The following is a 23967-nucleotide window of genomic DNA, read 5'->3' as shown; positions in this document are numbered from 1 at the left end:
CTCTGCGGCTATGCCGCGGGTAGGCCTACGAGAGGGCGCTGTGAATACCTCCCTGTACGCTACTTTTGCCATCCATGGCAAAAGACCCTCTCTACGGCCTACCCCCGTCATCTCTACCTAATGGAATAGCCCTAATTAAAACAAATGATACCGCTGAGCCAGCGGCAGCTCGGTGGCGGGCTCGCAGGTTAAAATTTCACCGTCGCAGCGCACTTCGTAGGTTTGCGGGTCGACGGTCAAATCGGGGCAGGCGTCGTTGAGTTTCATATCCTGTTTGCGCACTTGCCGCACGTTTTTACACGCCGCTAATTCGCTATTAAGCCCGAGAGTCTCTTTAATGCCTGCATCTAGCGCGGCTTGGCTGACAAAACTGAGCCGGGTTTGGCTCGCTGCACGGCCAAAGGCACCAAACATATAACGGTAGTGGACCGGCTGCGGCGTCGGAATCGAAGCATTGGGGTCGCCCATGGGCGCCGCTGCAATCATGCCGCCTTTGATCATCATCGCCGGTTTCACGCCAAAGAAGGCCGGTTTCCACAGCACCAGATCCGCCAGTTTACCCACTTCGATGGAGCCTACTTCATGGGCGATACCGTGAGTGATCGCGGGGTTGATGGTGTACTTGGCGATATAGCGCTTGGCGCGCAGGTTGTCGGCGCCTAGGGCTTCGTCTTCTGGTAAGAAGCCGCGCTGCACCTTCATTTTATGCGCCGTTTGCCAGGTGCGGCAGACCACTTCACCGACCCGCCCCATGGCTTGGGAATCCGAGGCGATCATCGAGATCACGCCCAGGTCGTGGAGGATATCCTCGGCGGCGATGGTTTCGCGGCGAATGCGTGAATCGGCAAAGGCCACGTCTTCGGGAATATTGGGATCGAGGTGGTGGCACACCATCAACATATCGAGATGTTCATCGATGGTATTGACCGTATAGGGCCGCGTTGGGTTAGTCGACGATGGCAGTACGTAAGGTTTGGAACAGGCGGTGAGAATATCCGGTGCGTGACCGCCGCCAGCGCCTTCGGTGTGGTAGGTGTGAATGCAGCGCTCTTTAAACGCGGCCAGGGTATCTTCCACAAAGCCTGATTCGTTCAGGGTATCGGTGTGGATCGCCACCTGCACATCGTAGGCATCCGCCACGTTCAGGCAGTTATTGATCGAGGCAGGTGTGGTGCCCCAGTCTTCGTGCAGCTTGAGGCCCATGGCGCCCGCTTCTAGCTGGGCTTCCAGTGCTTCCGGCAGGCTGGCGTTGCCTTTGCCTAGCAGGCCAATATTCATCGGCAGGTCGTCCACCGCCTGGAGCATTTTGCCAATGTGCCAAGCGCCTGGCGTGCAGGTGGTGGCGTTGGAACCTGTCGCCGGACCTGTGCCACCGCCGAGCATGGTGGTCACACCGCTCATCAGCGCTTCTTCGACCTGCTGGGGGCAGATAAAGTGGATGTGAGAGTCGATGCCACCTGCGGTGAGTATCTTGCCCTCACCGGAAATGATTTCGGTGCCGGGGCCAATCACGATCTCCACATCGGGCTGTACGTCGGGGTTGCCCGCCTTGCCAATCGCAGCGATGCGACCTTTCTGAATGCCCACGTCGGCTTTGACGATGCCCCACCAGTCCAAAATTAGAGCATTAGTGATGACCGTATCCATGACCGTGTCGTCAGCGCGCTGGCTTTGGCCCATGCCGTCGCGGATGACTTTTCCGCCGCCGAACTTCACTTCATCGCCGTAGTGGGTGGCGTCTTTTTCGACTTCGATCCACAGCTCGGTATCGCCCAGGCGCACGCGGTCGCCTACTGTGGGGCCATACATGTCGGCGTAGGCTTGTCGGCTGATCTTGTTGGTCGGCTTCATTTTTTATCCCCCTCTAGCGCGCCCATCACATCACCCCGGAAGCCGTAAATTTCGCGCTTACCGACAAATGGAATCAGCGTGACTTCACGGGTTTGGCCGGGCTCAAAGCGAATCGCCGTGCCTGCGGCCACGTCCAGGCGAAAGCCTCGGGATTTTTCGCGGTCGAACACCAGCGCCGGGTTGGCTTCGGCGAAGTGGTAGTGGGAGCCGATCTGGATCGGGCGGTCGCCGGTATTGGCCACTTCGACGCTAATTCGCTCACGCCCCACACACAGCTCGATATCACCCTCTTTTAACTGGTACTGTCCTGGAACCATTGGGCCGGGAATCATGATGCTCTCCTGGTTGCTGACAACTAGTTGATAGGTGTGTGGACAGTGACCAGCTTGGTGCCGTCTGGGAAAGTGGCTTCCACTTGCACTTCGTCGACCATGTCAGCCACGCCCTCCATCACATCGTCACGGCTAAGAATCTCGCGGCCGTAGCTCATTAAATCAGCCACACTGCGGCCATCCCGGGCGCCTTCCATTATTTCAAAGCTGATCAGCGCCACCGCTTCGGGGTAGTTGAGCTTCAGCCCACGTGCCTTGCGACGCTCGGCCAGTTGGGCGGCAGAGAAGAGCAGCAGCTTGTCTTTGTCTCTTGGGGTTAATTCCATGGGGCGTTTCTCCAGCAAACTATTCGATTAGGTTAACCAAATACGCGGTGTGTGGGCGTCTCGCTCGATCCATAGGGGGCGCAAAAGTTGCCAAGCCTGCTCGCATAATGCCCAGGCTTCATTACGCGAGTTACCCAAGTAGCGTAATAGCAGCACGCCATGGCGGACGGTCACCGCCCAGCGTGTGTTATCCGGCAGCGCTTCACGCAACGCTTCAATCGCCGCAAGTGCATCTTCAATGCCTACCGCCCAGAGCGTGGCCTGCACCGTGGCACCACCCTGCCCCCAGCGCCCAATAAAGCGTGGGTGAAGTGGGTCTAACGGCTGGCGCTCTAACCACAGCGGCTTGCCGTCCAGGGTTAAGCGGAAGTGTTGCTCAATGCGGCCTGAAATGTAGGGTAAATCGCTCGCCGGGCGGCCTAGCGCCATCACTTCCCAGCCCAGGCAGCGGGCACTGCCGTGCAGCTCGATATGGGTGCGCTGTTCGCCCTTGGAGCCATCAAAGGCGATGGTCTCCTGGGGCAGCCACTCCAAAGTGGCGCCATCCTCAACGCTTAACCGGGTGTGCTGGGCCCACGCCACGCCCTGGCTGTCGGCTTTATAGAGTTTATTGGCGGCAGGCGTTGTGAGTAGCGCATGGGCACCGCCCTCGACATGCACGTTAATAGTGAGCGCATCGCCGCTGACCAGCCCGCCCGGTGGGTGCAGCACGTACACATGGCACGCCTCACTGCGGCCTTCCGGGTAAAACGGCCGCTGCACCCGCAGCGGGCCTTGGTGGCGCGCCTGTACCATGCGGGTAACGCCATCGCGATGAGCAAAACGCAGATCTAGCGATGCCGCCCAGTGGCGGCCTTGATCGAAGCGGTGGCCCGATGGCGAGTCGGGCGGTATTGCGGCTGTCGTAACGAGTGGGCTAAGTGCGGTCATACCGTCAAATGTTGTTTAATGAGTTCATTGGAAAGCTCGCTGATATCGCCTTTGGCGACCGGCCGACCGCGATCCATAATTACAAAGCGGTCGGCGTACTTGCGGGCAAAGGGTAGCTTCTGCTCCACCAATAATACGGTCAAACCGTCTTCATTGATCAACTGACGAATCACCTGGCCGATCTGGGCGACGATATTGGGCTGAATGCCCTCCCCCGGTTCGTCCAGAATCAGCAGTTTGGGTTCAATCACCAGCGCGCGGCCAATCGCCAGCTGCTGCTGTTGACCACCGGATAGATCACCGCCACGGCGGTTTTTCATCTCCTTGAGAACTGGGAACAGCTCATAGACGCGCTCGGGAATCTTTTTCAGCCCGTCGCTGCGGGCGGCAAGGCCGGTGCGCAAGTTCTCCTCTACAGTCAGCAGCGGAAATATCTGTCGTCCTTGGGGCACATAGCCAATCCCCAACCGTGAGCGCGCTTCAATGGCTTTTTTAGTCAGCTCGATCTCGCCTGCCTCGGCGGTGTAGCGCAGCTCGCCACTTTTGACGGCCACCTCGCCCATCACGGCTTTCAACAGTGTCGTTTTACCCACGCCGTTTCGGCCCATCACACAGGTGCACTGGCCTGTGGGCACGTCCAGATCCAGATCCCACAGGGTGTGGCTTTCGCCGTAGAACTGGTTGAGCTTCTCAATGGCTAGCATTAGGCGGCCTCCTCGTCATCGGCACCCAGGTAGACTTCAATGACTTTGGGGTCGTTGGAGACTTGATCCATGGTGCCTTCCGCCAGCACGCTGCCCTGGTGCAGGACGGTCACCTGGCGGGCAATGGAACGCACAAAGCCCATATCGTGTTCCACCACGACTACGGACTGCTTGCCAGCCAACCCGGTGAGTAGTTCGGCGGTGCGCTCCATCTCCTGCTCTGTCATACCCGCTACCGGCTCATCCACCAGCAGCAGGCGCGGGCGCTGCATCAGCAGCATGCCGATTTCCAGCCACTGCTTTTGGCCGTGGGAAAGAATGCCTGCGGGCTGATGGCGCAGTGCCGTCAGGCCGATGGTTTCCAGCACTTCGTCGATGCGGTCTTTGATCTCGCCGGTCATGCGGGCGGTCAGGGTGGGAAATATCCGCTTGTCGGCGGCCATGGCCAGCTCCAGGTTTTCAAATACCGAGAGCGCTTCGAATACCGTGGGCTTTTGAAACTTGCGGCCAATGCCCAGGCTGGCGATATCGGGCTCGTTCATGTGCAGCAAATTATGACGGCTACCGAACCACACACTGCCGCTATTGGGTCGGGTTTTGCCGGTGATGATATCCATCATGGTGGTCTTGCCCGCCCCATTAGGGCCGATAATGCAACGCAGCTCACCGTCGTTGATGGTCAGGTTGAGGTTATTAATGGCTTTAAAACCATCGAAGCTCACGATCACATCTTCCATATAGAGAATCGGCCCGTGGCGAACGTCCACCGGTGAGGCCTGGGGCGCCATAAAATCGAACACCCGGTCACGCTGGGACAGCGATTGCAGCAAACTCATGCGGAGGCCTCCTTGGACGTGTGTTGATGGTCAGGATCCGTCGTTTTATCGTCGCGCTTACGGCGCTTGAGGTAGCGAAACAGTCCCGCCACACCCTTGGGCAGAAACACCGTGACCAGTACGAACATCGCGCCCAGAGCAAACAGCCAAGCATCGGGCATTACGCCGGTAAAGATGGTTTTGGCGTAGTTGACTAGAATGGCACCAATCACTGCGCCATACAGCGTGGCGCGACCGCCCAGTGCGACCCACAGCACAATCTCAATGGAGAAAATCGGCGAAAACTCGCTGGGGTTGATAATCCCCACTTGCGGCACATAAAGCGCTCCCGCCAGGCCCGCCAGCATCGCCGAGACCACAAACACAAACAGCTGAAAGCGCTCGACCCGATAACCAAGAAAGCGCGTGCGCGCTTCGGCGTCACGGGTGGCCACGCTCACCCGGCCCAGCTTGCTGGTGACAATCGCACGGCAGAGGATGAACCCCAGCGCCAGCGCTATCCCGGTGGCCAGGAACAGCCCCAAGCGTGTGGCGTCACTTCGTAGATCGAAGCCGACGATTTCGCGGAAATCGGTCAGGCCGTTATTGCCGCCAAAGCCCATCTCGTTGCGGAAGAAAGCCAGCATTAAGGCAAAGGTCAGCGCCTGGGTGATGATCGACAGATACACCCCGGTGACCCGTGAGCGGAACGCCAAGAAGCCGAATACCAGCGCCAGCAGCCCAGGTGCCAGCAGCACCATGGCAAAGGCGAACCAGGCCATATCGAAGCCGTGCCAAAACCATGGCAGGCTGTCCCAGTTCAGGAACACCATGAAGTCGGGCAGTACCGGGTGGCCGTAGGTGCCGCGATCACCAATTTGGCGCATCAGGTACATGCCCATGGTGTAGCCGCCGATGGCGAAGAAGGCGCCATGCCCCAGGCTTAAAATGCCCAGATAGCCCCACACCAGATCCACCGCCACGGCGAGCAACGCGTAGCTTAAGTACTTACCGAACAGGTTAACGGTATAGGCGCCCACATGTAGCGGGTTCTCTGGCGGAACCGCTACGTGCAAGATTGTTACCAGCGCCAGGGCGGCTAACAGCACGCCGAGAAAAATCTGGGTGGAGCGTTCGCTGAACGGGCGTGTTAGCCAAAAATTCGTCGATGATTCAGTCGTTAATGACATCGTTTAGCCCTCCGCAGCCCGGCCCTTCTGCGGGAAGAGTCCACGCGGGCGTTTTTGAATGAATAGGATGATGAAGACCAGCACGATAATTTTGGCCAACACCGCGCCAGCCCAGGGTTCCAGCACCTGATTGATGACCCCCAGCGATAGGCCAGCCACCAGCGTGCCCCATAGATTGCCCACACCGCCGAACACCACCACCATGAAGGAGTCGATGATGTAGTTCTGGCCCAGGTTGGGGCCGACGTTGGTGAGCTGGGAGAGCGCGACCCCGGCAAGACCGGCCACGCCGGAGCCCAGTGCAAAGGTCATGATATCCACGCGAGTGGCGCGAATGCCCATGGAGCGCGCCATGGCGCGGTTCTGGGTCACGGCACGCACCTCTAGCCCTAGCCGGGTGCGGCGCATGATCAGCATCAGGCCTGCAAACACCACCAGCGCAAAACCGAGCACGTACATGCGGTTAAGCGTTAATGACAATGCATCGTTCACCACTAGTGAACCGCTCATCCACTCGGGGGTGATGACGGTACGGTTGAGCGGTGAAATCACCGTACGTACCAGCTGCTGCAAAATCAGGCTGATACCGAAGGTCGCCAGCAGGGTTTCCAGCGGGCGGCCCTTGAGGAACTGAATCACGCCGCGCTCGATCGCCACGCCTGCCAAGGCGGCGACCATAAAGCCTGCGGGTATCGATAGAATCAACGCCAAGCCCGGCTGGCCGGGCAGCAGTTGCTGCATCGCCCAGGTGGTGTAGGCGCCCAGCATCATCAGCTCGCCGTGGGCCATGTTGATCACGCCCATGACGCCAAAGGTAATTGCTAGGCCAATGGCGGCCAGCACCAGCACCGAGCCAAGACTCAAGCCGAAATAGAGCGTCTCCAGACCGCGATTGATCTTGAGCTGCTGCTCAATGCCCGCCAGGGAAGCGGCAGCGGCATTGGCGACAACGGGATCATCGCTATTGGCTGCCCGGCTCAACGCCACGCGAGAGCGGGGGTGAAGACTGCCGTCCAGCGCTTCAACCCCAGCCATTTCACCCGCTTCAGCGCGGTAGATCGCCACGGCCTGAGTTAGCCGGTAGCGCACCTGCTCGTCCTCTTCCTGTTCGATCAAGTCGTCGAGGGTGGGCACCAGCTCACCATCTACTTCACCTAACAGCCGCTCGGCCGAGGTACGGCGGCGCTCCACATTAGGCGAGTAGAGGTCAACGACCGCGATGGCACTGCGCAGTTGATTGCGCAGGTTGTTGTTGATGCCGATACGCTCCAGATCACGACGGGACATCTCGCCCAGCGCTTCGCCGGTCAGTACATCGGCCACCGGCCAGTCGCGGCCGCGGTTTTCCAATACCAGGACAAAGCGGCCGTCTTCGGTGCGCTGTAAGCGGCCATCCAGTAAGGCCTGCAGCCAGTCTCGTGCGCGCTCATCGTCGCTTTGCAAAATCGCGGTAATGGCTTCGCCTTTGGCGGTGTAGGACTCAACGTCCAGTGCTTCTAAAAGCTCAATTGCAGCACTGTCGTTGTCAGCGCTGCTGGCGGCGTCTGTTGATTGTGCCTGCGCGGTAAGGGTGACACCCAACAGCAGGAAGCAGAGCAACGCCAAGGAAAGGAAACGCCTCATGGGGTTCTTCCTTTGGTTATCTAAGAGGGAAAGATAGCGTGCTCCTTGCCGCGCCAACTATTAAAATCACGGCGCGGCAAGGGGGTTATGTTTTACTCAGCGAGTGCCGCTTCGGCTTCTTCTGCTGCGGTGCTGCCACCGCACGAGCCGTTCACGACGTTAAAGTTGCCGCACTCCATCGGCTTGCGCCAATCGGCAATCAGGTCACGCGAGCCAGGCAGGTAGTCCGACCAGGCATCGCCTGCCACGGTAGAGGGCGTCTGCCACACGATGTCGAACTGGCCGTTGTCCTGAATCTCACCGATCAGCACCGGCTTGGTGATGTGGTGGTTGGGCATCATCGCCGCATAGCCGCCGGAGAGGTTAGGCACGGTCACACCGATAATGGCGTCTTTAACGGTATCGACGTCCGTGGTGCCCGCTTTGCGAACCGCTTCGGCCCACATGTTGAAACCAATGTAGTGTGCTTCCATCGGGTCGTTGGTCACCGCCATATCGTCGCCGGTGTACTCAATCCAGGCATCGATAAAGTCGTAGTTGTCATCGTTATCGACGCTCATGAAGTAGTTCCATGCCGCCAGGTGGCCCACCAGCGGCCCGGTATCGATACCGGTAAGCTCCTGCTCACCTACCGAGAAGGCGATGACCGGAATATCGGCAGCGTCGATGCCCTGGTTGGAAAGCTCGGTGTAAAACGGTACGTTGGCGTCGCCGTTCACTGTCGAGATCACCGCAGTCGGCTTGCCCTCTTCACCGAAACGGCGAATTTCGGCCACGATGTTCTGCCAATCGGAATGACCGAAAGGCGTGTAGTTGACCATGATGTCCTCATCCGCGATGCCGTGTTCATCCTTGAGGAACGCTTCGAGGATACGGTTGGTGGTGCGCGGGTAGACATAGTCGGTACCGACCAGCGCAAAGCGCTCAATACCCACTTCATTGATCAAATACTCAACCGCAGGAATCGCCTGCTGGTTAGGTGCCGCGCCGGTGTAAAAGACGTTTTCTGACGACTCTTCGCCTTCATACTGCACCGGGTAGAACAGCAAACCGTTAAGTTCCTCTACGACGGGTAGTACCGATTTACGCGAAACCGACGTCCAGTTGCCGAAAATCACGTCCACTTCTTCCTGGTCTAGTAGCTCCCGGGCACGTTCGGCAAACAGCGGCCAGTTGGACGCTGGGTCAACCACCACGGCTTCTAACTGACGGCCCAGCAAACCACCGGCTTCGTTCTGCTGCTCAATAAGCATTTCGACTGTGTCTTTAAGGACAGTTTCGCTAATCGCCATGGTGCCGGAGAGGGAGTGCAGGATACCGACTTTAATCGGGTCATCGTCTTGAGCGATGGCCTGGGTGCTGGCACCCATGATGGCGGCGGTGAATAAAGCGGTCGCGAAACGGCCACTTGAAAGGAATCGTTGCGGGTGTGTCGAGCGTTTGAGAGTGTTCATTGTTAATCTCCTTGCACCCCTTATGATTGGGGCTTGATGGTTGGCTTCGCACTTGGGGTTGTTGTGTTAGCTCCCCCAATACGTCCACTAGCCATTAATACTTGCAAGGGATGCGCCAGATTGGCACAACGTTCACTTATACTTAACTAATCAGCCACTTAGATATCTTAAAATATTCCTAATTATCATCAAACGCACCAATATGAAGCGCAAAGTTGTTGTTGAAGCACCTTAACAATGCACCAATAAGAAACACTGCACCAACTCGGTACTTAGACTAGTCATATACAATTTAGAAACTTAATACTTACTCTTTAGTTACAAAAAACAGTAGAAAAAGAGCCTGTCCATCTTTCAGAGGTAATACTAATAAAAACGGGGCGCCGACTTTCGTCGGCGCCCCGTTGCTCAAGATGACTTCTCTAAGTATTAATCGCTTTCAGGCGAGCCTGACGTAGGCGTTGCCCCCTTCATCCCTCGACGCAGGAGAGGTCCCACAATATAAGGCAAGATCAAGCCCAATCCAGCAAAGACCCAAAGGCCGATAGCCAGACCGCTATCCCAAAGAATCATCCAGTCACCGTCGGAGATATCCATGGCATGGCGCAGGTTCTTCTCCATCTCAGGCCCCAGCAACAAGCCAAGAATCACTGGCACCAGCGGAATCTCAAGCTTGCGCAGGACATAACCACCCACCCCAAAGGCCACCATGAAGTAGAGGTCAAAGATGGTGTTACTGATCGAGTAGATACCCACGAAGGCAATCATCGTGACGATCGGCAGCAAGTACATCGGCGGCACGGACAGCAGCTTGACGAAGATGCCCACCAACGGAATGTTAAGGATCAGCAGCAAAAAGTTACCGATCAATAGCGCTGCGATCACGCCCCAGACGATGTCGGCATTCTGGGTGAACATCAATGGCCCAGGGGTGATATTGAGCGAAATCAACAACGCTAAGAGTACTGCGGTAGTACCACTACCCGGCACACCCAGGGTTAGCATGGGAACCAAAGCACCGCTCGAAGCGGCGTTGTTGCCAGCTTCGGGAGCAGCCACACCACGCGGGTCGCCTTGTCCAAAATAGCCTTTCTTACCCAACACACGTTTTTCAAGGGTATAGCTGATGAAGCTACCCAACGAAGCACCGGCGCCCGGTAGCACACCGGCAACAAACCCCAGCACCCCGCCACGGAAACTGGTGGGTAGAATTTCGCGGATATCTTTCCATGAGAGCGAAAGTTTGTTGACCTTCATCTTCTCCTTACCACCGCCTGCGCGCTCCTCAATAAAGAACAGCAGTTCGGAAATGGCAAACAGACCGACGATAGCAATGATGAAGTCCACGCCTTCAAAAAGTTCGAGCACCCCGAAGGTGTAGCGCTGCACGCCGGTATTGTCGATACCCACCGTGGCGATCATTAGGCCAATACTGGCGGCGACTACCGTTTTGATAGGGTTTTTGCCGGTGATGCCGCCTAAGGTAGCGAACGCCAGCAGGAAGAGCGCGAAATATTCTGCCGGACCGAACGTCAGGGCGAAATTAGCCAGCAGTGGCGCCAGCAGAATCAAACCAATAGTGGCGATTAGACTACCGATAAAGGAGGCTACGGCAGAGATTGCCAGTGCCTCGGAAGCCTTGCCCTTCTGGGCCATAGGATACCCGTCAAGGCAGGTCATCATGGCCGGTTCATCGCCGGGAATATTCAACAGAATCGATGAAATACGCCCACCGTACATGGCACCCGCATACACGGAGGTCAGCATAATCAGGGCAGTTTCTGGTGCGAGCCCCAAACTGAACGCTAGCGGAATCAGGATGGCCACACCATTGGCTGGGCCTAATCCCGGCAAGGCGCCGATCAAGGTGCCTAGAAAAGCACCCAGCAAGGCGAACATTAGGTTATGGGGCTGCAGAGCAACGCCAAAACCATCCATCAAATAACCTAGAGTTTCCATTAGTTCATCTCCAGGAATGACAACAGACCCAGCGGCAAGGCGAGATCAAGTGCAAAACTGAACAGGAAGTACACTACCACTGCCGAGACTGCCCCAGTCATGTAAGCATTGGTCGGGCGAGCCCCCATTCGCCAGCAAAGCGTCCCCACCGCCAACGTGGTGCTAATAATGAAGCCCAGCGGCTGAAGCAGCATGGCGTAAAAGATCAGCACCACCACGGCGATAATTAGCTCGACACCCGTACGGCTCCAAGGCCAGGCGTTGTCGGGATCAGGGCGTACAATCAAATAAAGGCTGGAAATTGCCAGCACCACGGCCAGCAACTTCGGAAAAGTGTCAGGGCCGACGGCTTCGGCCCCACCAAACGGCTCCGGGAACTGAGTCGCGGCCCAGCCGTACGCGACGGCCAGGACGATCATCAAGACCCCAAAGATGCGGTCGTTAAAGGTCATTATTGAATTAGCCCAATATCTTTAGAAAGCTGCTCAATGTCATTGATCTGGTTGAGAACAAACTCTTCGAACTCACCAGCGGTCATGTGAAATGGCATCAAACCGTTCTGTGTCATGACACTCTGCCACTCTTCACTCTGGTAAATAGTGTCCATGGCATCGGTCCAATACGTTTCAGCTTCTTCGGAGATATCCGCAGGCATATAAAAGCCGCGCCAGTTGGGGCCAAGGGCGTCGATGCCTTGCTCACGGGCGGTGGGGATGTCAGCCAAGTCACCAGGCAGACGCTCTTCAGAGAGGACCGCCAGGACGCGCAAGTCACCGGATTCCATAAACCCTTGGGCTTCGGTGATATCACCGGTAAAGGCGTCCACGTGACCACCGATCACCTGGGTTAATGCTTCGCCACCATTGTTGTACGACAGGTAGGCAATACGCGGAAGGTTCTCGACATCGGCTGCCTGAGCAGCGATCAGCACTTTGAGATGATCCCAGCCGCCTTTAGCGCTACCGCCAGCGAACTTGACGCTGCGCGGGTCTTCCTTGAGCGAGTCCATCAGTTCATTGAGGTCATCGATCTCGGAATCAGCGGCCACGGCGATAATCCCGTAATCCGCCCCTAGGGCACCGATCCAATTGACCTGATCGGCAGTCAACCCAGGGAATTGCCCTTGGGCCAGACGTGTGGTCGTGGCAGTAGAGGCTGCAACCAGCAGATGGTCGTCGCCAGCGCGCTTACTGACGGTATGGGCAAACGCCACACCGCCACCAGCGCCAGCCATGTTGATGGTTTGTACATTCGCCGGAACTAGATCAAGTTCCTGCATGACGTTCCCTACGCTACGGCAAGTAAAGTCCCAACCGCCGCCTGGGTCAGAGGGCGCGATACACTCCACCTTACCTTCTGGCTCGAAGGCTGAAGCGGTACTGGAAAAGGTGGTAACAGCCGCTAGCGGAAGGCTCAGCAGAGTTAGGAGTTTAAAACGAGTCATGGCGTTCTCCACGTATCAGTGTTGTTGTGTGGGTACGGTTGTATTGATGTTGTTATGTGAGGCGTCTTATTGTGAGACTGCACGCCGCGAACGTTAGAAGACCACTGCCCTGACCGACAAGCTTGTGCGCATAAAAGACAAAAAGTTCTTTATGGGCATTTTGTTCATTTTGTTCACGCCTGTTTGCTTGCAGTACGCACTTACAGAGCATCTAGCCATTTGTGTGCCGTTGCTAACAATCGGTAGCGTCGCTCGGGCCTCCCTACATCACCATAGCCCAGCTCGGCACTCACCGCCTGCTCAGCGACCAGGAACTCTAGATAACGCCGCGCGGTCGAGCGGCTGGCGCCCATGATGCGCGCCATCTGCATGGCGGTAAGCGAATCAGGGGCGGCAGCCAGTGAATCGATCACCCGCCGCAGCGTCAGCCGATCAATCCCTTTGGGCAGGGCTTGAGACAGGGTTTGAGTTTTAGCACGCGGGGTTTCGCCGGGCTTCAAGCGCGCCAGTACGTGATCCAACTCGTCCTGGTTCATCTCGGCACGGTTGGCCAACGCCTCACGCTCGCGTCGAAAGCGGGTCAGCATCTGGGTCATCCGCGCGGCCTCAATGGGCTTGATAAGATAGTCAAATACCCCACCGCGTAGCGCTTCGCTGATGGTTTCCACTTCCCGGGCGGCGGTGACCATAACGATATCCACATGCACATGGTCGCGACGAATCGCCCACAGCAGCTCTAAACCCTCAACGTCGGGAAGGTAGGCATCCAATAAAATCAACTGGATACTAGCGGCATGCTCCGCCATAAGCGCTTTAGCTTCGCTGCCATTGCGTGCCATACCCACTACATAAAAACCGTCGCTCTGTTCTATAAAGGCCCTGTGGATATCAGCAATGCGAAAATCGTCTTCAACGACCAAAATGCCGTACTGCCCATCAGACATTACTTTCCCCCTAGCCGTTGTGGTCACTGTTTTTGAAATTGTTGTTGAGACTGCTGCGCGCACAGCGAACGGTCGAGCACTGCAATAAAGCAGGCGCCACCCAGCTCACTCTCTTCCAGCGTCACTGCGCCGCCGTACTGGCGGCAGAGCCTGGCCACCAGCGCTAGGCCAATGCCCTGGTGCTTGCCAGTTTTGGTCGAGAAACCCTCCTGGAAAATCGACTCAGCAAACTGAGCAGGCACCCCCGGCCCGTTATCTTCCACTTCGATCAGTAGCTGTTCGCCCAAATCGGTAAAAAATAACCGCACTTTGGGCTCTTCACTCGGCCCATTCAGCGCGGCGTGACAGGCGTTGTCCAGCAAGTTACCCACCACGCTCATCATCACCTCTTGACCGGTGGGCGTTAGCGGGCAAGAGAGCGAGCTTTGCTCATCGATTTCCAGCGCCACGCCGAGCTCCCGCGCGCGGGTCAGTTTACCCAGTAGCGTGCCGCTAAGCACGGCGTCAGCCACATTGCGCATTAAAAAGCTCATCTGCGCTTGGGCGCGTTCGGTTTCCTGATGGATCAGCGACAATGCTTCCTCGATGCGCTGTAACTGCAGTAATCCGGAGATGGTGTAGAGCTTGTTGGAAAACTCATGGGCCTGGGCGCGCAGCATATCCACGTCACGACTGGCCTGGGTTAGCGCTTGGGAGAGATCGACTATCTCACGACGGCTACGGAAGGTGGCCACCGCTCCTTCAATCTCTCCTTCGTACAAAATTGGCACCCGGTTGACTACAACAGGATGATCACCCAGCCACATCTCCTGATCGAATTCCTGCTCACCGCGCCGGAGTACCTCCAGCAGCCTCGAATTGGGCACCACCTCACGGATGGGTTGTCCCAGCAGCACATGCTCGTCATCTAAGTTGAGAAAGCGCCGCGCCTGCTGGTTGACCAAAGTGATATGCCCTTCGCGGTTAACCGCCAGGATGCCTTCGTGGATCGACTGCAAAATGGCCTCTTTCTCCATCGCCAGCCGCGCAATCTCGTAGGGCTCCAGGCCTAGAATGACCTTTTTAAGGTGCTGTGATAGCCAATAGGCACCGGCAAAGCCTAGGCAGATCATCAGCGCCACCAATATCCAGCCAAAGCTGTTGTAGCGCGCCACGTCCATCTCGACGCGATCCATCATGAAACCGACGGACACCAAGCCAATAATATTGCCCTCTTCATCCCAGATAGGTGCTTTACCACGCATGGCGGTACCCAGTGAACCGGTTGCCTCGGAGACATAGAACTGACCATGGATCAGCGCCTGATCGTTATCTCCGCCCACCATCCGTTGTCCTATTCTTTCCGGCAAGGGGTGGGAGTAGCGGATGCTTTGGGCATTGCCCACCACGACATAGCGCGCCCCTGTTTCTTGGCGTACCCGTTCTGCCAGCGGCTGGATAATAAAAGCGGGATTAGGGATATCAAATGCGTTGATAATTTGCGGCATTGACGCCACCGTTTTGGCTACCGCCAGCGCCCGTTCGCCCATCTGCTGACTAATGATTTCCGCCTTGCGGAGATTGAGATACGTGCCCTGTGCCAGTAGCATGCCCGCCAGCAATAGCCCCACCAGCAGCATTACCTGCAGGCGAAAGCTGCGTTTGTACCAACTGCGCCTAGCGCGGGTACGGCGCCAGCGCTGCAGCTCGGCTAGTGTTCGGGGGCGAGTAGCACTCATAGATAGGCTCGAAATACATGACCGCGCCATTATGGCACGCGCCAGCAGACGGCGTTAATCGCCGTCAACCTAGGCCTTCGTTCGCTGATATAATGTTCGATTGCCTAAACCAAGGAGGGATGTAGTGGCTATTGTTGTGAGAACCGTTCGATGGATGCTCTTGCTGGCCTGCTGGCCACTGTGGTTAACCGCAGCCTATGCCAACCCGTTTTATGCCCCACCACCGCCTACGGAAGATGCACCCGTGTTTAGCGGCAATGCAGAGCTTGGTTTTACCCACCTTTCAGGCAATACCAATAGTCAAACCTTGATCGGCAAAACGCGGCTGACGTGGCTGACTGGTAAGTTTACCTACTCCTTGCGTGGTGAAGTGCGCAATGTGAGTAAGGATAACGAAACCAGCGCCGAGCAGTACCTAGTCGCAGGACGCGAACGCTATGAGCTGGATGGCCCCCATTACCTGTTTGGGTTTGCCCGCTGGGAGAAGGATCGCTTTGCCGGTTACGACCAGCAATTATCAGCGATTGGCGGCTATGGACGCCAGATTCTTGAGAATGACACCCATACGTTGTCGCTGGAAGCGGGCCCTGGCTATCGCCATGACCGGCTGCGCGATTACGACGATGAGCGCTTGATGGTGACCTACACCGCGCTGGATTACCGCTGGGAATTTTCTGACTACGCCGATATCGAGCAGGAAATGTCGCTTGAGTATACCGACCAGAACACGACGTCGCGTTCGCTAACGGCGCTCACCGCTCGGCTGAACTCGAAGCTGTCGCTGCGCCTATCCCACGAAATCAAGCACAACTCTCAGCCGCCTGATGACACCAGCGAACGCACCGACAGCACGACCAGCGCGTCGCTGCTTTATCGTTGGTAGCGCCTGGGCGGCGCTTCCCCCTTGACGATCAGAAGTGGAATTTAACCAGCGCGCTGACGGCGCTTTCGGTGTCCATGACATCGTCGGCAAGGCCATATTTATGGTGCCAGTACGAGTACTCGATCCCGGCGTAAAGTACGCCTGGGTGGCCGCGATAGTGGCCCAAATCAAGTTTCAACTGCGGATTGAAATGAAACTCTGCGGCATGATCCGACGCCGCCGACGAGTAATCGATGTAGCCATCAAACAAGAAGCGCGACGCCCCTACCTCGAAAGGCGCTCCCCAGGTCAGCGTCAGCTGCAGGTCATCGGCGATTTCACTGTTGTTCACGTAATAGAACGTGCTATTGAAATACTGGGTTCCTGGCACGTCCCAGGCAAAGCTAACGCCCGTCAGGATATTGTTGGCATCGGTGCCGCCGCCAAATTCGTAAGTGCCCGCCAGCGATACGTCTTTAAGCAACCCCCGCTGCAAATCAACGCCGCTCAGCCAGCCAAGGCTTAGCGCCGGGGAGAATTCGCCGTACAGGTCGTCGTCGCCATCGGCCCGGCCCCTCCCCTGATTGCGATCTACAAACAGAAAGGTGCCACCCCAGTCGTGCGCGGTGACGTTCTCAAACGTTACGTAAGTATCGGTGCGTTCCTCTCTGCCAAATGCTTGATACTGATCGCTATACAGCAGTGAGATACTCGAGTCTGAAAACAACTTCTCAGCCGATGCAAACGGTGATATCAACATGGCAGCGATTAAACCGGCTGTGGATAAATAATTCATGCGTTCCCCTCGTTCATAAAAGCTGACAATGCCAGCGAGTCAATACCACAACGATACGTTGCCGCTGCGGCAGTTAACGCCCCTGACCACGATGGGCCCAGGCGGTCATGCGTTTTTCTAATTGGGCAAACAGTTCGTACATCACCATCGCCATGGCGCTAATCACCAGCAGCCCGGCAAATACCAGCCCCATGCGCATTTGCGAACCTGCGCTCATCATCAAGTAGCCGATACCTTGATTGGAGGCGACGGTTTCCGACACTACCGTGCCTACAAAGGCCAAGGTAATCGCCACTTTTAGCGAGGCAAAAAAGTACGGCAGCGAACGCGGTAAACCGACCTTCAAAAGCACATCCATACGCCGCGCACCCAGTACGCGCAGCACGTCTTCCATCTCAGGTTCCAGCGTTGCCAGGCCAGTCGCGACGTTGACCACAATGGGAAAGAAGCAGATTAAAAAGGCGGTAAGAATCGCCGGTACCGAACCGATGCCAAACCAGACCACTAAGATAGGCACGAACGCCACTTTGGGAATGGCATTAAAGCCCACTAGCAGCGGGTAACAGGCGTTATATAGAAAGCGTGACGAGCCGATAATAAAGCCCAACACCAACCCCACCGCGACGCCCAGACCAAAGCCGATCAGCGTGGTCCAGAAGGTTTGCCAGGAGTGCATAGCGATAGGCCCGGCGTAGGTCACCAGCGCTTGGGCGGTTTCCAGGGCGCTGGGGAAGATAAAGCTGGGCACATCAAACACCCGCACCGTGACTTCCCAGATGACGACCAGTGCGACCACTGCAATCCAGGGCGCCAGCCTTTCAATTAACTGATTATTTTTCGTCATAAGTGCGCCTTTCATTAAGTGCTACGTACGTTTATTAAGTACGGTTATTAACTACTGCCATTAAGTACTGCGCACTTCGCCAATCTGGGCGCGCAGTTCCTGCACCAGATCAATAAAGGGTTTTTGGTAAGTGGTTTCCAACGCCCTGGGGCGGGGCAGCTCGATTTGGCGACGCTCGATCACCCGTCCTGGGCGGCGGCTCATGATGTAGACGGTATCGGCGAGAAAGGCTGCTTCGCGCAGGTCATGGGTTACCAACACGACGGTGAAACGCTGCGCTTCCCACAGGTCGCGCAGCACGCACCACAGCTCTTCGCGGGTAAACGCATCCAGCGCACCAAACGGCTCATCGAGCATTAATAAGCGCGGCTGGTGAATCAGCGCTCGGCAAATCGATGCACGTTGCTGCATGCCACCGGAAAGCTGCCAGGGGTATTGGTCTTCGTAGCCTTCAAGCCCGACCGTTTTGAGCAGCTTGCGTGCCCAACCGACAAACTCTTCACGTCGTTTGCGAAACTGATAGCGGTAGGGTTTAACGATTTCCAGCGGTAGCAAGATATTTTCGAGAGTGGTGCGCCAGGGCAGCAGATTCGCGTTCTGAAACGCCATGCCCGATATTTTAAGCGGCCCGGTCACTGGCTCGCCGTCCACCTTAATGGCGCCGCCAGTAGGCGATTGAAGACCCGTACACAGTTTCATGAAGGTGGATTTGCCACACCCGGATGGGCCCACGAAGGCCACAAATTCACCCTCGTGGATGCTCAAATCGATCGCTTCAATAGCATTGCCGCTGCCATCGTAGGCGTGACTCACGTTGTCAAAAGTAACAAAACCAGCCACCATTCTTATTCGCCTTCTTGATCGAACAGTTGGCGTTCATCGCTCGGCGGGAGGTAGCGTGAATCAAACACTTGATCAGGCGATGGCAGCGTCGGTAGGTCATAGGCATCGGCAACCAGCTGAATAGCTTCGCGCAAGCGTTCTTCATTAACACCGCCAACGCCATACTCGCGTGCATCCGGGGTGTCGACCACGCTATCCAGTGCCAGTTTCAAGCGCCGGGTTTCCATGTCCACATCGATTAAACTATCGCGCGCTCGCACATACTCAATCGCCGCCTCTGGGTCTTCAAGCGTTTCCCCCAGGGCGCGATTGAAGGCCCGCAAAAAGCCCTGCACGGCGTCAGGATGTTCCTCAGCAAACTCATCGCTGGCGATAATGGCATTGCCGTAAAGCGGCACTCCATAATCGGGGAACGGCATGATGGTGAGTTCCTCTTCACTCATGCCACGCTCTTCAAGATTGAGCAGGCTAGTGAAGTAGAAACCGGTGATGGCATCCACATCACCGCGGCTCAGCAGCGTTTCGCGTAGAGAGGGGTCAACGTTCTGCCATTCAACGGCGTCGGATTCCAGATCATTGGCCTCGGCAAAAATCCCCCAGGCACGGTAGCCGGTATCAAAAGCGGGCGCGGCAATGGTTTTACCGGCTAAATCTGCCGGGCTTTCAATACCGCTATCTTTACGGGCAAAAACAGCCGCAGGCGTGCCGTCGTATACAATATAAACACCGCTGATGCCGGGGCCATCAGGGTTTTCGGCTAAAAATTCCACCAGCGCATTAAGATCGCCAAATCCCATTTCGTAAGCACCAGAGGCAACGCGATTAATCGCACCCGCGGAGCCGCTGCCAGAATCAATTTGTACATCAAGACCTTCATCTGCAAAGTAGCCACGGGCTTCAGCCATTAGAAAGGGCGCCGCAGGCCCTTCAAAGCGCCAATCTAGTTGAAAGCGAATCGTTGTCTCTTCGGCCTGCCCCAGAGTAGGCAACCACAAAAAAACACTAGCGCCTGCTAGTGCAGTGCGTTTCAACCTTCGAATAACTGACAATGAAGCGTTCATGGCGAGCTCACTTTGTATACAAAAAAACATGCTATATATTTAGCATGAACACTGCCATTTTTTTACAACCCAATTAAATTCAATTACTTAAAAGCTATTTACATTAACTAATTGAGTATTTAGTAGGTTTTCCCATGCCCCAGCACTTGCTCCCAATGCCCCACGCTTTATTAGGGTGCACTTAAATTGCATTACGCACCAAACTAGTAACTTTATTAGACGTTGGTCTATATTGGCGTTATACTGAGCGCAGTTTCCTGTCCTCGCGCCATTCAATGAATGGCGCTTTTTTTTATCTGTAATTTCTCTGTGTTCGTGCATGACATGCTTAACGACGCACTTTGATAGGCTAGATTTCCGCTCCTTCCTGCTCCCCATAAGGTAATTTGATATGACCCAACCAAGCCCCAACGCTGAGGGCTCTCAACGGTTTTCGCTTGGCGATCCTATTGTGCTGATCTTGAGTATCGGCTTTATTGTCGCTTTTCTGGCGCTGTCGTTTTACGACGTAGCGCTGGTGGCGGATAGCATCAGCGCAGGCTTCGCGTGGACGGCGTTAGTTTTAGGTAGCTACTTTCAGCTACTACTTTTGATGACGTTCTTTATTGCCATCGGTTTAGCCATGACGCCAGCTGCAAAAGCGAAAATCGGCAATTTAGATGCACCAGAAATGAGCACGTTTAAATGGCTCTCGATCATTTTGTGCACTCTGTTGGCGGGTGGTGGCGTATTTTTTGCCGCAGGTGAGCCGATTTATCACTTTGTAGTAACGCCGCCCGCCTTTGATAGCGAAGCGGGCACTGCCGAAGCTGTTTCTGGTGCGCTAGGCCAATCCTTTATGCACTGGGGTTTTATGGCCTGGGCGGTACTGGGGTCATTAACTGCCGTGGTTCTCGCGCATGCGCACTACGTAAAAGGCCAGCCGCTGCAACCACGTACGCTGCTCTACCCGATACTCGGTGAGCGCTTAATGCGTGGTCCACTGGGCGGTTTAGTCGACGCCTGCTGTGTGATTGCGTTGGTGGCGGGCACGGTTGGCCCGATTGGCTTTCTGGCCACTCAGGTTAGTTTTGGTCTTCATGAGCTGTTTGGCCTGCCGGAAGGCTATACCGGCCAACTGATTATTCTGGGCATACTTGCCAGCATCTACGTGCTCTCCTCCATGAGCGGCGTACATAAAGGCATTCAAATACTTAGCCGGTTTAATGTGCTGCTGGCGCTGGCCATTGGTGCGGTGATTATTGTCTTTGGCCCAACCCTGTTCCTGGTCAATAGCTACGTTTCCGGTATGGGCGCTTATATCAGCGAATTCTTTACCATGGCGACCATGACCGCTGAAACCGCCCCTGCGTGGTGGATGCAGTGGTGGACGGTGTTTTTCTTTGCCTGGTTTATCGGCTACGCACCGGTGATGGCCATTTTTGTGGCGCGAATTTCCCGCGGTCGCAGCATTCGCGAAATGATTGTGGCGGTGGCGATTCTCGCCCCTATCGCCACTACCGTTTGGTTTACCCTGCTCGGCGGCTCGGGTATCTATTACCAGCTCACTGGCGTGATTGATTTAACCGAAGCACTTAATAACTTTCAGTTTGATGTCGCGACGCTGACCGTCGCCCAGGCGCTGCCCGGCGGCACCTGGATGGCACTGGCAATTTTAGTGCTGACGACGATTTTCGTAGCCACCACCGGCGACTCAATGAGCTATGCCATTGCTGTGGTCGGTGCGGGTCATGACAACCCCAGCCCAGTAATGCGAGCCTTCTGGGGCATCGCTATGGCGCTAATGGCAGCGGTACTGCTCTATATGGGTGCCGGTCAGATTGGCGCATTGCAGCAGTTTATCGTCATCACCGCCATTCCGGTGTCGTTGATACTGCTGCCATCGCTCTGGAATGGCCCTCAAGCGGCCTACGCCATGGCCCGCGAACAGGGCATTATTGAATAGGTAAGCCGCTCTGGCCCTGGCTACTTTATAACCCTTCCAGTAGGCGCAAAATCATCTGCGGCTGCTGGTTGGCCTGGGCCAACATAGCGATACCTGCTTGCTGAAGGATCTGTGCGCGAATCAGGTTTGAGACTTCCTGGGCGTAATCGGCATCCTGAATACGCGAGCGGGCGGCGGAGGTATTGATAATATTGCTATTGAGGCCATCGATCACGCTCTCAAAACGGTTCTGCACGGCGCCCATATAGCTGCGTTGACGATCTAGCCGCTTAATCGCCTCATCCACCCTATCAATAGGTTTTTCCGTCCCATTGCCATCATCCAGTACGCTTAAGCCTTCCAGCGCCAACCCCTGCAAGTCCATACCTTCAAAACGCACCGCGATGCTATCGCCAGCGTTCGCGCCAACCTGAATGTTTAATGATTTAGTCTCATTAACCAGTCCAATGCCATTGAAGTTACTCTGCTCGGCGATGCGGTCAATCTCTTCCAAGCGCTGGTCAATCTCGTCCTGAATCGAGACAAGATCATCAGACGAGTTGGTGCCGTTGGCCGCTTGTACTCTTAGTTCGCGAATGCGCTGCAGGTTATCGTTAATCTGATTGAGCGTGCCTTCCGCCGTTTGCACCATGGAGATGCCGTCATTGGTATTGCGAATTGCCTGAGTCATACCGTTGATTTGCGCCGTCATGCGGTTGGCAATCGCCTGTCCCGCCGGGTCATCTTTAGCACTATTGATACGCAGCCCGGATGAGAGGCGCTGCATAGCGGTCTGCATGGCTTGCTGACTGCCGCGCAGGTTATTTTGCACGGTAAGCGACATCAGGTTGGTATTAAGGCTGAGCAACGCACGCCTCCGGAGGAAGTTAACCGACCCAGACGCTGGCGGCTATAACGTTACTATCGGCCTAGCCATAAAAATCATAAGCGTTTTACTGGCTCAAGGGTGCGGCCGCTGCTAGCGAGAACTTCGTCGACCGGTACTTTGACATAGTCATGCTGGTAGTAACCCTCATCCACAACTTCCCCATCCCACGCCACCATATCGAGATCCATCGTGCGTGGCCCCGACTTAATCGCGCCGCGTACTCGACCCAACCGGTCTTCCACTTCCTTGAGATAGGCACGAAACGCTGCTTGCTCAAGTGAAGTGCTGACTAATAGTGCAGCATTTAAGAAATCAGGCTGCTGCTGATAACCTACCGGTGTTGTGCGTATCGCTTTTGAGCGCGCCAAGAGCTTGCACTCCTGGCTAAGGATCGTTAGCGCCTGATCAAAATAGTGCTCAGGGTCGATATTGGACCCCAGGGAGATCAAACATTCATGAAGGGAGACAGCCTGTTCGCTAGGCAATGTCGTGGGGGGCATGGCGACATCCTATGTTAGTGGCGTTTTCTAGGAAACATGGAACTACCCTATTGTGAGCCAGCGTTATAAATACCTCCAGGCCCCTGCCATGTTCAAGCTCTGTATAAGTTATTGACAAACGCTGCACTCACGCAGAGAGTTTTGCATATCCATAAAACGATAGGGAACGCTTTATGCATCAACAAGCTGCTTTGGTCACCGGCGGTGCCACTCGCTTGGGCCGATACTTTTCTGAAGCATTGGCCGACGCGGGGTATGACATTGCACTGCACGTTAATCACTCCCGCGAAGAGGCTGAAGAGGTCGCCAGCGGTATTCGCGCCAAAGGACGAGAGTGTGAAATATTTCACTGCGATTTTTTAAACGACGACCTAAACGTCTTAATACAGTCGGCAAAGCAGCGTTTCCCAGGGCTTAATTTGCTGCTGAATAGCGCCTCCGCCTATGAGCCTGCACCGATTGCCGGGACGGATCTGGCGATGCTGGAAGCTCAGTTCCGAGTCAATATGTTTACCCCGCTACTGCTGACGCGCCACTTTGCCGAGGTGGTTCAAGAGGGCCAGGTGATCAATATCATTGATAACAAAGTGGCCTATCACCAATACCCGTATGCGGCGTATTTACTATCGAAAAAGAGTTTAGCGGAGATGACCCGCATGGCGGCGCTTGAGTTCGCCCCGCGTATTCGCATTAATGGCCTTGCCCCTGGCGTGGTGCTGCCTGCCTCCCAGCGCACCAGTGACTATGTGCAGTGGCGTATTGAAGGCATTCCGCTGAAACAGCAGGGAGAACCCGCCCACCTTGTACAAGCACTGTATTACTTGTTGGACAATACTTTTGTAGCTGGGCAAATTCTGTTTGTCGATGGCGGGGAATCAATCAATATTGAGGGGCGACACTCGGAAAACTATACATTATAAGCATGCGTTATAAGCCGATGCTTCTTTAAGAAGCGGCA

23 protein-coding genes are annotated in these 23967 nt (G+C 55.8%); 3 read left to right on the top strand and 20 right to left on the bottom strand.

The window, feature by feature from the left end:
- Window positions 1-135: 135 nt before the first annotated feature.
- The 14 genes from ureC to V8L70_RS10795 form a co-directional block, all read right to left on the bottom strand.
- A complete protein-coding gene (ureC, locus tag V8L70_RS10860; protein WP_336269380.1) occupies window positions 136-1851 on the bottom strand; it encodes an urease subunit alpha in 1716 nt (571 codons plus the stop codon).
- Entirely contained in the window at window positions 1848-2168 is a 321-nt protein-coding gene (locus V8L70_RS10855) for an urease subunit beta (protein WP_336269391.1), read from the bottom strand. Before V8L70_RS10855 ends, ureC begins: the two co-directional genes overlap by 4 nt.
- A 38-nt stretch (window positions 2169-2206) precedes the next feature.
- Entirely contained in the window at window positions 2207-2509 is a 303-nt protein-coding gene (gene ureA, locus V8L70_RS10850) for an urease subunit gamma (protein WP_298968613.1), read from the bottom strand.
- Between the two features lie 27 nt (window positions 2510-2536).
- Window positions 2537-3439 (bottom strand): urease accessory protein UreD, encoded by a 903-nt coding sequence (locus V8L70_RS10845; RefSeq protein ID WP_336269379.1) that lies wholly within the window; start codon window positions 3437-3439, stop codon window positions 2537-2539.
- A complete protein-coding gene (gene urtE / locus V8L70_RS10840) occupies window positions 3436-4143 on the bottom strand; it encodes an urea ABC transporter ATP-binding subunit UrtE (protein ID WP_336269378.1) in 708 nt (235 codons plus the stop codon). The genes V8L70_RS10845 and urtE overlap by 4 nt, the downstream gene beginning before the upstream one ends.
- Window positions 4143-4979 carry an urea ABC transporter ATP-binding protein UrtD gene (gene urtD / locus V8L70_RS10835; protein ID WP_336269376.1) on the bottom strand — a complete coding sequence of 279 codons (837 nt, stop codon included), beginning with the start codon at window positions 4977-4979 and terminating at the stop codon, window positions 4143-4145. The genes urtE and urtD overlap by 1 nt, the downstream gene beginning before the upstream one ends.
- On the bottom strand, window positions 4976-6148 hold the full coding sequence (urtC, locus tag V8L70_RS10830; protein ID WP_336269375.1) for an urea ABC transporter permease subunit UrtC: 1173 nt from the start codon (window positions 6146-6148) through the stop codon (window positions 4976-4978). The genes urtD and urtC overlap by 4 nt, the downstream gene beginning before the upstream one ends.
- A gap of 3 nt (window positions 6149-6151) precedes the next feature.
- On the bottom strand, window positions 6152-7771 hold the full coding sequence (gene urtB / locus V8L70_RS10825; protein WP_336269374.1) for an urea ABC transporter permease subunit UrtB: 1620 nt from the start codon (window positions 7769-7771) through the stop codon (window positions 6152-6154).
- Between the two features lie 92 nt (window positions 7772-7863).
- Window positions 7864-9225: an urea ABC transporter substrate-binding protein gene (gene urtA, locus V8L70_RS10820; protein ID WP_336269372.1), complete on the bottom strand. Its 1362-nt coding sequence runs from the start codon at window positions 9223-9225 to the stop codon at window positions 7864-7866.
- Between the two features lie 429 nt (window positions 9226-9654).
- On the bottom strand, window positions 9655-11184 hold the full coding sequence (locus V8L70_RS10815) for a tripartite tricarboxylate transporter permease (protein WP_336269371.1): 1530 nt from the start codon (window positions 11182-11184) through the stop codon (window positions 9655-9657).
- Window positions 11184-11636 (bottom strand): tripartite tricarboxylate transporter TctB family protein, encoded by a 453-nt coding sequence (locus V8L70_RS10810; RefSeq protein WP_176303903.1) that lies wholly within the window; start codon window positions 11634-11636, stop codon window positions 11184-11186. The genes V8L70_RS10815 and V8L70_RS10810 overlap by 1 nt, the downstream gene beginning before the upstream one ends.
- Window positions 11636-12628: a Bug family tripartite tricarboxylate transporter substrate binding protein gene (locus V8L70_RS10805; RefSeq protein ID WP_336269370.1), complete on the bottom strand. Its 993-nt coding sequence runs from the start codon at window positions 12626-12628 to the stop codon at window positions 11636-11638. The genes V8L70_RS10810 and V8L70_RS10805 overlap by 1 nt, the downstream gene beginning before the upstream one ends.
- A 200-nt stretch (window positions 12629-12828) precedes the next feature.
- A complete protein-coding gene (locus tag V8L70_RS10800) occupies window positions 12829-13572 on the bottom strand; it encodes a response regulator (protein ID WP_336269369.1) in 744 nt (247 codons plus the stop codon).
- 23 nt (window positions 13573-13595) lie between these two features.
- Window positions 13596-15290: an ATP-binding protein gene (locus V8L70_RS10795; RefSeq protein ID WP_336269368.1), complete on the bottom strand. Its 1695-nt coding sequence runs from the start codon at window positions 15288-15290 to the stop codon at window positions 13596-13598.
- Window positions 15291-15444: 154 nt separating this feature from the next.
- On the opposite strand from V8L70_RS10795, the gene V8L70_RS10790 reads away from it, so the two are divergent.
- Window positions 15445-16173 (top strand): DUF481 domain-containing protein, encoded by a 729-nt coding sequence (locus V8L70_RS10790; RefSeq protein WP_336269390.1) that lies wholly within the window; start codon window positions 15445-15447, stop codon window positions 16171-16173.
- A 28-nt stretch (window positions 16174-16201) separates the two neighbouring features.
- On the opposite strand, the gene V8L70_RS10785 is transcribed toward V8L70_RS10790, so the two are convergent.
- The 4 genes from V8L70_RS10785 to V8L70_RS10770 all read right to left on the bottom strand — a co-directional run bounded on the left by V8L70_RS10785 (window position 16202) and on the right by V8L70_RS10770 (window position 19696).
- Entirely contained in the window at window positions 16202-16948 is a 747-nt protein-coding gene (locus V8L70_RS10785) for an outer membrane protein OmpK (protein ID WP_336269367.1), read from the bottom strand.
- Between the two features lie 73 nt (window positions 16949-17021).
- Complete coding sequence (locus tag V8L70_RS10780) at window positions 17022-17792, bottom strand: ABC transporter permease (RefSeq protein WP_336269366.1); 771 nt, start codon at window positions 17790-17792, stop codon at window positions 17022-17024.
- 60 nt (window positions 17793-17852) lie between these two features.
- A complete protein-coding gene (locus V8L70_RS10775) occupies window positions 17853-18635 on the bottom strand; it encodes an ABC transporter ATP-binding protein (protein WP_336269365.1) in 783 nt (260 codons plus the stop codon).
- Window positions 18636-18637: 2 nt separating this feature from the next.
- Complete coding sequence (locus V8L70_RS10770; protein ID WP_336269364.1) at window positions 18638-19696, bottom strand: ABC transporter substrate-binding protein; 1059 nt, start codon at window positions 19694-19696, stop codon at window positions 18638-18640.
- Window positions 19697-20087: 391 nt separating this feature from the next.
- Here V8L70_RS10770 and V8L70_RS10765 point away from each other — a divergent pair, with 391 nt between their 5' ends.
- A complete protein-coding gene (locus tag V8L70_RS10765; RefSeq protein ID WP_101146836.1) occupies window positions 20088-21641 on the top strand; it encodes a BCCT family transporter in 1554 nt (517 codons plus the stop codon).
- A gap of 25 nt (window positions 21642-21666) precedes the next feature.
- Here the strand turns inward: V8L70_RS10765 and V8L70_RS10760 are convergent, their stop codons facing one another.
- Together V8L70_RS10760 and folK are read right to left on the bottom strand one after the other, a co-directional pair.
- Complete coding sequence (locus V8L70_RS10760) at window positions 21667-22488, bottom strand: flagellin N-terminal helical domain-containing protein (protein ID WP_101146837.1); 822 nt, start codon at window positions 22486-22488, stop codon at window positions 21667-21669.
- A 74-nt stretch (window positions 22489-22562) separates the two neighbouring features.
- A complete protein-coding gene (folK, locus tag V8L70_RS10755; protein WP_101146838.1) occupies window positions 22563-23009 on the bottom strand; it encodes a 2-amino-4-hydroxy-6-hydroxymethyldihydropteridine diphosphokinase in 447 nt (148 codons plus the stop codon).
- Window positions 23010-23182: 173 nt separating this feature from the next.
- Between folK and V8L70_RS10750 the strand changes: the two genes are divergently transcribed.
- Window positions 23183-23929, top strand: coding sequence for an SDR family oxidoreductase (locus tag V8L70_RS10750; protein ID WP_101146839.1), 747 nt, complete (start codon window positions 23183-23185; stop codon window positions 23927-23929).
- Window positions 23930-23967: the final 38 nt, after the last annotated feature.

The sequence above is a fragment of the Vreelandella arctica genome, from assembly GCF_037070215.1.
Classification (GTDB): domain Bacteria; phylum Pseudomonadota; class Gammaproteobacteria; order Pseudomonadales; family Halomonadaceae; genus Vreelandella; species Vreelandella arctica.
The sequence above is the reverse complement of the archived record's forward strand: the minus strand, read 5'-3'. Positions and strand labels throughout refer to the sequence as shown.